The 9,005-nt window shown below is 58.7% G+C and carries 9 protein-coding genes and 1 pseudogene; 8 read left to right on the top strand and 2 right to left on the bottom strand.

Annotation, left to right across the window (positions count from 1 at the left end; translation table 11 throughout):
• Positions 1–522 precede the first annotated feature (522 nt).
• Complete coding sequence (locus tag GNZ13_RS51380) at positions 523–924, top strand: hypothetical protein (RefSeq protein WP_172179093.1); 402 nt, start codon at positions 523–525, stop codon at positions 922–924.
• A 74-nt stretch (positions 925–998) separates the two neighbouring features.
• A complete protein-coding gene (locus tag GNZ13_RS51385; RefSeq protein ID WP_172179094.1) occupies positions 999–2,177 on the top strand; it encodes a lactonase family protein in 1,179 nt (392 codons plus the stop codon).
• A gap of 372 nt (positions 2,178–2,549) precedes the next feature.
• On the opposite strand, the gene GNZ13_RS51390 is transcribed toward GNZ13_RS51385, so the two are convergent.
• Positions 2,550–3,254 carry an IS6 family transposase gene (locus tag GNZ13_RS51390; RefSeq protein WP_172179095.1) on the bottom strand — a complete coding sequence of 235 codons (705 nt, stop codon included), beginning with the start codon at positions 3,252–3,254 and terminating at the stop codon, positions 2,550–2,552.
• 500 nt (positions 3,255–3,754) lie between these two features.
• Here GNZ13_RS51390 and GNZ13_RS51400 point away from each other — a divergent pair, with 500 nt between their 5' ends.
• From GNZ13_RS51400 to GNZ13_RS51415, 6 genes are all read left to right on the top strand, one after another.
• Entirely contained in the window at positions 3,755–3,901 is a 147-nt protein-coding gene (locus GNZ13_RS51400) for a hypothetical protein (RefSeq protein WP_172179096.1), read from the top strand.
• 1,518 nt (positions 3,902–5,419) lie between these two features.
• Positions 5,420–6,478 carry an IS630 family transposase gene (locus tag GNZ13_RS51405; protein WP_172179097.1) on the top strand — a complete coding sequence of 353 codons (1,059 nt, stop codon included), beginning with the start codon at positions 5,420–5,422 and terminating at the stop codon, positions 6,476–6,478.
• 88 nt (positions 6,479–6,566) lie between these two features.
• Positions 6,567–6,701, top strand: coding sequence for a hypothetical protein (locus tag GNZ13_RS53725; RefSeq protein WP_268959262.1), 135 nt, complete (start codon positions 6,567–6,569; stop codon positions 6,699–6,701).
• Positions 6,701–7,012, top strand: a complete 312-nt coding sequence (locus tag GNZ13_RS51410; RefSeq protein ID WP_172179098.1) for a high-potential iron-sulfur protein — start codon at positions 6,701–6,703, stop codon at positions 7,010–7,012. The genes GNZ13_RS53725 and GNZ13_RS51410 overlap by 1 nt, the downstream gene beginning before the upstream one ends.
• 442 nt (positions 7,013–7,454) lie before the next feature.
• On the top strand, positions 7,455–7,676 hold the full coding sequence (locus tag GNZ13_RS53405) for a hypothetical protein (RefSeq protein WP_236002590.1): 222 nt from the start codon (positions 7,455–7,457) through the stop codon (positions 7,674–7,676).
• 45 nt (positions 7,677–7,721) lie between these two features.
• Positions 7,722–8,006 (top strand): hypothetical protein, encoded by a 285-nt coding sequence (locus tag GNZ13_RS51415; RefSeq protein WP_172179099.1) that lies wholly within the window; start codon positions 7,722–7,724, stop codon positions 8,004–8,006.
• Positions 8,007–8,461: 455 nt separating this feature from the next.
• On the opposite strand, the pseudogene GNZ13_RS51420 reads toward GNZ13_RS51415, so the two are convergent.
• Positions 8,462–8,755, bottom strand: a pseudogene (locus tag GNZ13_RS51420) (IS6 family transposase); the annotation flags it as partial.
• Between the last annotated feature and the right edge of the window lie 250 nt (positions 8,756–9,005).

Raw genomic sequence — 9,005 nt, forward strand, 5'->3', positions numbered from 1 at the left:
CAAGACCGCAGCGATTCAATGGTGAGGCCCAATCTAAACGACAGTAGCTCGACGGTAGGGACCTGGTCTTACCCCGAACCAGTGGCAGGCATGGCACTTCACCGAACGGCATGAGTAAAGACCCGATATCCATTAAGCAAGTCAATGGGGAATGACAGCAGGTAAGGTGTGAAAGGCGCCCGGATGGTCCAACGACTGCAGTGTGCGGTCCTCTAAAGACGCTCCAATGAATTGACGGCTTCACTAATAACAAAGGCGAACTACATGCGCGAGCACCTGATCGTATGCGATCGTTAAACGGCCGCCAGCCCCGCACCAAGGCGGAATCGAAGGTTGCCATGTGGCGAACGCGCCGCGGCAGACTTCTGTGCGGTACCGCACATAGGCACGCATTCGGGTGTGGCGAAGCGCGTTGATGCGAGACTACGCTTTACGGACGGGTATGACCACCAGACGCTGTCCCGGCATCGGTGCCACCAAAAAGAAGCTTTGAACGGGTTCGATTGCGCTGAGGAGATACTCATGCGGCGTCTATGTTCTGCCTGGCTGGCCCTGTTCCTCGCGGTCCTGCCCCTCGTCAGCCACGCGGTGACGGTCATCGGCGGCCCGACCGCCGTGCTCATCACCGTCGTCGATACCACGACCGCCATCCCCGGCGGCAGCGGCAACTTCACCGCCTTCGTTCCCCAGGATCCTATTTTTCCGCCTGACCCGGCCATCAGCGCCGGCAACGTGGCGTTCTGGGGCGCGGGGGGCACTGGGCAGCAGGGCATCTATGCGTTGCGCTATGGCACGTTGGTCAAGGTGCCCGACCTCAACACGGCCGTTCTCGGCGGCAGCGGCACGTTTTTTTCCTGGCCGCCGGACCCGTGCATCAGCGGCGCGAACGTCGCCTTCCGCGGCATCAACGACCTTTTACGTTGAAGCATTGCAGACTCTCAGAGCTTGCCCCAGCCGCCAAGCCAGCTGGGGTGGTCCCCAAACACAGGAGGTGCCCAATGAAAACTGCGCGTCAGTTGTCTGCCTTCGAATCATCAACCCGGTTTATCCGCTCGTCGAAATTCCGTCCCCCATCCAGCCTTTTGCCCCGGCGATTACGCGGCGCCATGTGTGGAGTCGGTCTCGTCGTATTGTCGCTGGGATCCTCCATAGCAGGTGCAGAGGGGATCCTTCCGCCGACATCCACGGTCGCGTCGACGGTTCCAACCAGGGGTGACGTCAATCCGTACGGCATTGCGTTCGTGCCCAGCGGCGTGCCGTCGTGGAGCACGCTGAAGCCGGGCGACGTCCTTGTATCCAACTTCAACGCCGCGTCGAACAAGCAAGGCAGCGGCACGACCATCGTGAAGCTTGTGACCGACAGCAAGCCAGTCACCTTTTTCCAAGGACAGAATCTTGGCCTCACTACCGCACTTGCGGTGCTGAAGAGCGGCTTTGTGCTGGTCGGCAATCTTCCGACGACGAACGGGTCGGCCATCAGGCCACCCGGCTCGCTACTGGTGATCAACCCCCAAGGCGGGCTCGTTAGTGAACTGACAGATGCCACTCTCCTGGACGGTCCGTGGGATATGACGGTAATCAACGAGCAGGCTCAGGCGCCGCAGGTCACGGCGTTCGTCTCAAACGTGCTGAGCGGAACCGTGGCGAGGATCGATATCAACATCGGGGAGAGCGGCGCGACGCTGGCGACAAGCTCGGTCATCATTGCGTCCGGCTACACGCACCTGCCCAACACCGCGGCGCTGGTTGTCGGCCCGACAGGACTGGCCTACGACAGTACAAACGATTTTCTGTATGTCGCATCAACCGGTGACAACGCGGTGTTCCGGATTATGGGCGCGATGAAGCTCAAGAAGGATAATGGCACGGGAACGCCGATTTACAATGACACTACCCACCTTCACGGGCCGCTGGCATTGGCGCTTGCGCCGAATGGAGATCTGGTGACAGCGAACGGCGATGCTGTTAATCCACCCGATGCGCAGCACGCGAGCGAAATGGTCGAGTTCACGCCCGGCGGGCAGTTCGTCGCACAGATGCAGGTCGATCCGACGGCAGGCGCCGCGTTCGGCCTCGCGTTCGGACTCGGCAGCAGTAGCCAGTCACAGTTCGCGGCAGTCAACGACAATACGAATACGGCGACAGTCTGGACGTTGGGCCCGGGCAGTGGCAACTGATCTGCAGGGAGGGTGGTTCCGCCGATACCTGGCGCGCGTTGGCGTTGGAATCAACGACTGTCGACGAGGTCGCTCAGCGCAACGCGGACCCACACAACCGCATGCGTTGCTGGCTATTGCCATCATGCTGGCGCCATCGGAGCCTCGCGTTGAGGTGCCGACCGGAGTGGTCATTACGCTCACCGCCGCCGCATGAAGTTTGACGCATGCCGTCTGGCCATATCGTCGTGACAGAAACAGCGGCCGGAGTTAGCTTCAAATCCTCCGTCCGGAATACCGGCGGCCCCAACGATGCGCTGGACTTCAACGATGAATGGGGTTCTGTCGCAGTAAGGAAATCAGGAAAAGTCTAGACGGAACGAATAGGAATGCTTATTTCACGAGATCGTAAAACTGCTCGGGGACTGAACGATGCCGTCCACCGTCACTCTTCATCTGCCCTTTCGCTATCATGTGCATGAGTTCGATACCGCCTAAAATGATGCGGGCGCAACGAAAGCTTTTAAATCCTAGCATTGGTCGTACGACGCGTTTGATCGCTCGATGGTCCTGCTCCACCACGTTGTTCAGATACTTCGATTGTCGAATTTTGATCGGCACTTCCCGATCAGCATTGATCGCATTTAGCCCCGCGAGATTCGCCCCGCTCTTGTCGATCGTCACCGTCTCCGGTACGCCGTTTCCAGCGATCGCCTTTTCGAAATAGCGCCGGGCCGCGGCCTTGTCCCGCTTGGCGCGGAACAGGAAGTCAACCGTGTCGCCGGCCTTATCGACGGCCCGATACAGGTACTTCCATTCGCCCTTGACCTTGATGTAGGTCTCATCCATTCGCCAACTTCGACCGACCTTTTGCTTGCGCAGTCCGAATGCCTTACCGAGCGCAGGCAGCAACTTGATAGCCCACCGGTGCACCGTCGAATGATCGACCGACACTGCCCGCTCGGACATCATTTCTTCCAGATGACGCAGACTCAACGGATAGGCGACGTACCAACGTACGCATGTCAGCATTATGTCCAGCGGGTAATGCAGCCGTTTGAGCGCCTTGCTCACAGTGGCGTTCGGGGTCTTGATCATTCGTTACATCGCTCGTCTCGGGACCGACCACCATAGCAGATCGGCTTACTGCGACAGAACCGTGGAAAGGCCCTGAAGCCCGTTACCCGCACAAGGGCGTCCTGCGGTTTGACCGGCGTCGTCCAGACGGCGAAATCCTCCATCCGTACGCGGGCCGGAAAGACAGGAAACAGTGGAATGTGGAACTGTATCTGCCGTTCCTGCGCACCTACGCTGAAATGTCGGAGCGTACGTTCATTGCGTTGCCGATCGCGACGGCTGTCGACATCCGCCAACGGGCCGATCAGGCATAACTCGCGGCCGCGTAACTGGGGTTAGCGGCAAGGCTCGGCCGTCGGTGTTTTCCGCGCAATCAGCGATTTCGCAAGTTCTTGATCAATATGGATTTTCAGGATCAAAGCGCCAGATTTTGCACGGAAAGTACGATAACCCCAGGTAGGCATCGGTGCAAGCTGTCGCCTAAAATCTAAACGCGGCTGTAACTTCGATGGAGGGGTGCCATGACTGACTCAATGTTGGCGATCTTGATGGGGATCATCGTGGTTGTGGTTGGCGCCGGGATCTGGGCCGCATCCAGCAACCGGGAGCTGCTAACCCAGTGGTTCCGCGAACATCATCTTCGGGACCTGATGCACCACAAGCATTAATGGCGCACCCAAAGGACATTTACATGTCTGGCGGGTAGAAATGAAAAACGGGCCGAAAGGCCAATATTCATTGACTGGCTGGCGGAGGCGGTGTGTCTTGCCCCTGCATCCCGACTCGATACTTCCGTTCACTAACCTCAATGTTGCGCTTCTCCCCTTAAACCGCTTCAAAATACCAGGTGCCTGTCAAACCATCGGTACGGGAGTCGCGGAACAGATATGGTTCCTGTTAAGTGCTCAAAAAAATTAAGCCCCCTGACGGAACAGGGCTCAGCAGAGCTCAAAGCATTTCCCGCCGGTACGATTACCGCATTACCTGGTACGGCGATCGCTGCCGTTGCGGCTACGGTCTTTCATGACTCGCCGCACGGGAGAGGAGACCCTGTGCGGATGAACCGGTGAGTTGCGTCATGGAACCCGTGGTCGAGCGCTTTTCCGCCATCGCCGGCACACGGCTTGCCGACAAACCAGGGGCTGTTCGATCCGCGGTCAGCCGCAACCAGGTACCCACACCGTCAACTGAACGCAACCACGAAGGATTTCATGAGTCGTCTTGTCGTCGTTTCAAATCGCACTGCCGATCCCCGCAAACCGGCTGCCGGCGGGCTTGCCATGGACACAGCTAGCCCAAGCGAACACCTCAGTCGTCCGTCTGCCGGCCCCACCGATGCAAGCCCGGATCCAACCTGCCGGGACGCCCCGAACCGCAGGTTTCGCACGTGTCGCGTTATATCTTGCTGAAGGGACCGCGCGTCGAGACGGGGCGCACAGCGCCGCTACGGCGCCCGTTGGCCTTGCTGCTGAGATGCCAGACGTTCGCCGGTGGCGTATTCAACCAGACTGTCTTGATGCGATGCCAACACAAGCCCGTAGGCGCGGTAAATGGGACTCTGGGTTGGTAAGTGAACTGCACAAGACGCCGGGCATTGTCCGCGTACAGGAGTTCGGCGAAGGCCGCGACCGTTGGTTCGACGACACGGGGCGAAAGCGAACGAAACGGCAGTCCGGAGACAAAAATCGTCTTCGCTGGCTAGTCTTGCGGAACCGAAACGTTCTCATGAAATGCGCCGCCGACCACATGCGCCTGCGGAAATCGCCCTCTTAGTTCCGTCGCCAATTGATCTCCGAGCTCGAATACGATCAGTCGCGCTGACGGGTGCCGGCGTACGAGAGAGTCCGTCACGACTCCAGTGCCGGCGCCAACCTCGACAATTGCTTCGAACGCGTCAACGCCTTCGGCCATGGCATCGGCGAGGTAACGCGATGAAGGCGCCACTGCACCCACGGTCGCAGGGTCGCTTAACCAATGCTTGAAAAAATTCAGGTTCATGCGAAGAAAAAATACGACGTTGATGCGGTCTACGAATCGACCGCAGTGAAACTCATCCGATTATGCGATGCGCTCAATTGCCAAACCGCTCCAATTCATCGGACGGTTCGCGCATGGAGGAAGCGGACATTGTATCGCTAGCTTCACTAGTCCATTGAACCATGGAAATTGCACCGATCTAAAGTTGCATGGGCAAAATGAATCTGAGCGAAGCCGAGCGCGAGGAATTGATTGCAATGCCGCGCAGTCGCACGATGGCCGTGGGTCAGCTGCGACGGGCGCGGCTGATCCTGCTGCTTGATGAAGGGACCTCGCGTGAGGCGATCATGACTGAACTGCGGCGCGACTCGCGCTTTATTACGACCTGGAAGACGCGCTTTGCAAGTGATCGCCTTGGGGGGCTCTACGGACGGCAACCGGGGCGTGCGCCGCGTCGGGACCTGGTGCGCCTGGAAGCGCGAGTGCTCGACTACACGCTGCGCCGCAAGCCGCAGGACGGCGCGACCCACTGGAGCAGTCGCAAGCTGGCCGCCCAGTTGGGCATCCCGTTCATGACGGTGCAGCGCATCTGGCGCAAGCACGATATTCGTCCGCATCGACCGGATACCCACATGGTGTCCAACGACCCCGACTTTGAAACGAAGGCCGCCGGTGTCATCGGCCTGTACCTGAACCCGCCGGCGCATGCGGTGATGTTCTGCGCGGACGAGAAGACAGCGATTCAGGCATTCGATCGCAAGGACCGGGTGCCGCCACTCTCGCCCGGGCGTGCCGAAAGCCACGGCTTTGAATATAAGCGTAACGGGACCCTGAGCCTGTTCGCCGCGCTGAGCACGGCCACCGGCGAAGTGCTGGGCAAGACTGCGCCGCGCCACACCAGTGCCCAGTTCGTCGCTTTTCTCACTGAGGTCGTCTCGGCCCAGCGCGCCGCGCAAGAGATTCATGTGATCTGCGACAACGTCAGCAGCCACAAGACCGCGGCCGTCCAGACGTTTCTGGCCGATCATCCCAACGTCACAATGCATTACACCCCCACGTATTCATCATGGCTGAACCAGGTCGAGAACTGGTTTGCCCGCATCCAGCGCGATGTCATCACGCGCGGCGTGTTCACCAGCACCAACGACCTCCACAAAAAGCTCATGCGCTACATCCGCCAGTACAACAAGCAAGCTGAACCGCTGAAATGGAAGTACTCCGATCCAACACGTCGCATCCGGTGCGATTCATCTGGTTCAATGGACTAGTGACGTTACGCCCGGATGGTTTCTACTGAGATGGACCCGACGCCTCCCTCCGGGAGACACTGACGGACGTCAACCTGACTTGTTCATCATGGAAATCGACATTCTCGGCATCGATCTCGCGAAACAGGTCTTTCAGCTTCACCGGGCCGAAGGTCGCGAAATGTCTCTACCGGCTGACGCGTTGCACCGCAGCCGGCTCGACACCGCGAAAGGAGTCCCCTGATGCAAGCCTCCCGCCGTCATTTCATGATTATCGCCGCGTCGCTCGCTTCAACCGCTATGCTTTCAAAGGAGTCATGGGCGGATGCCCCCGTACTCTCCGAGAGCGATCCCACCGCCCAGGCGCTCGGCTACAAAGCGGATGCGTCCCAAGTGGACAAAACCAAATATCCGAAGTACCAGACCGGTCAGGTTTGCATAAATTGTCAGCTCTACCAGGGCAAGCCCGGCAGCGCCAATGGTCCCTGTCCGATATATGGCGGCAAGCTGGTCAATGCAAAGGGATGGTGCAGCGCATACGTGAAAAAGACGTGAGCTGGTTTCGTTTGAAATCCAGTGAAATCCGGCCAATGTCGATCCTGTGTCTGCCGATACTGCGCACAAGCCGCCAATATCAGATGGGCAAAACGGGCGGCCCTGCGTGTCGCTCACGTGAACGCGGCAACGAATGCGGCTTCAGGAACCCTTATCACCTTGACATTGCTCCACCGCTGAGAGTCCTGAATGCGTCAATGCGCACAGCTTCTTCATCCCGACGGACATGCCAGAATTTCCCCAGCATGCCGACGGTGGCCCGGGTGCTGACCCGCCGCTGCGCGTCCCGGCTCGCCTGCGAGCAGGCTGAGCCACAAGTCGTTGAAGGTGAAGTCTTCTTCCGTCGTCCGGTCTGCGACTATCGGGAATCTGTCGCGGCGCACCTCCACATTGGCCCACGCAACGACTAATCTTCTAGTGGACCGCCGTTTGGGAGACATTGATGCAGTTCGAATACAAGGCGTTTCATATCGATTGCCGGACACGTCGCGCCAGCGACGGACATTATGTCGCGAGGGCCAGAATCACTCGCGGGCCTGGCAGCGCAGAAGATCGCGTCGAAACGCATGATTCGGGCGACATCGCTTCATTTGTCGACGAGGCCGATGCAATCTCATGCGCGAAGGCATGGGCTATCGAATGGTGTGACGAAAACCGCGAGTGAGCCCGCACACGGCGGTTCCGTGCACTTCAATGATGGGAGACCGCCATGGCTGAGGGACAGGAACGGTTTGACGAGTACAACGGCTTTACGATTCGTGTCCTCGCCATTGCTGAGTACTCGCCTCACCCGCCGAATATCCCATTCGGTTATACCGGCTACGTTGCACGCCCCGGAGCTGACGCTCGTTACGCGTCGGCGCAGCGGGTGAGCTTTGCTCACCCGATCGCCGATCTGCTGACTGCAGAAGCTGCGGAACAGGCCGGTTTCGCTGAGGGACGATCGATCATAGATGGCATGCATCCTGACGGGCTCAATACGGAAGGTCTGTAACTGAAGGCGGAGCGATCGCTTAGGGTTATGACTGAAGCGTCTCGCACAGCGGTCTAGTGCAAGTCCATCGCACCGGTTTAACCGCATACTGGCCTCGGTCCGCTTCGGAGTTCGCTGATCAGATGAGGCGTTGTGCGTGGGAGTGGATAAAAGTTGGGGGAGGCCCGAACTTTTATCCACTCCCATAATTAACGGACCTCAACATCATGATTGCTCTGCTTGGCAAACGTCGCGAGCGGTGTGTCTTGTAATCGCATTTGACGTTCCAGCCCACGCTGCGCCCCTGAGGCACGGCCGCAGCGTGGCATCTTTCACCGATCACTATTTGGGGTTGTGTCGCAGTAAGGCAAGAGGATCAAGCAAACGCGAGATGCTATGCATTACTTATGAAACGAGCGAGTAGAACTGCTGGGCAGCAGACAGTGGGATTTCGCCCGAGCCCTTCATCTGCCCTTTCTTGCCTTGATATAGGTTTCATCCATGCGCCAGCTCTTGCCCACCGGGCGCTTGTGCTTGCGAAACGCATTTTCGAACAGCGGAACCAGCCTGATCACCCAGCGGTGCACCGTCGAATGATCCACTCCAATGTTGCGCTCAGCCATCATCTCCTCAAGATTGCGAAGACTCAGCGAGTAGGCCACATACCACCGCACGCACAGCAGCATTACATCCAGCGGATAGTGCAACCGCTTCAGAACTTTGGCAATGCCCGCAGCAAGGGGCGTTCGCAGTGTCGCGGGCTTCTTCATCGCGGGCCGAGGCAAAGTTTTGGTAAACCGAACTTTACCGCGACATCGCTAATGCGACAAAACCCGAACATCTGCACCAATTCGTCATTCGCGGCTGGCGTTACGGCGGGCATCGCGACGGGCTCTGTCGCAGTAAGCCGATCTGCTATGGTGGTCGGTCCCGAGACGAGCGATGTAACGAATGATCAAGACCCCGAACGCCACTGTGAGCAAGGCGCTCAAACGGCTGCATTACCCGCTGGACATAATG

This window comes from Paraburkholderia elongata (assembly GCF_013177735.1).
In the GTDB taxonomy this organism is placed as follows: domain Bacteria; phylum Pseudomonadota; class Gammaproteobacteria; order Burkholderiales; family Burkholderiaceae; genus Paraburkholderia; species Paraburkholderia elongata.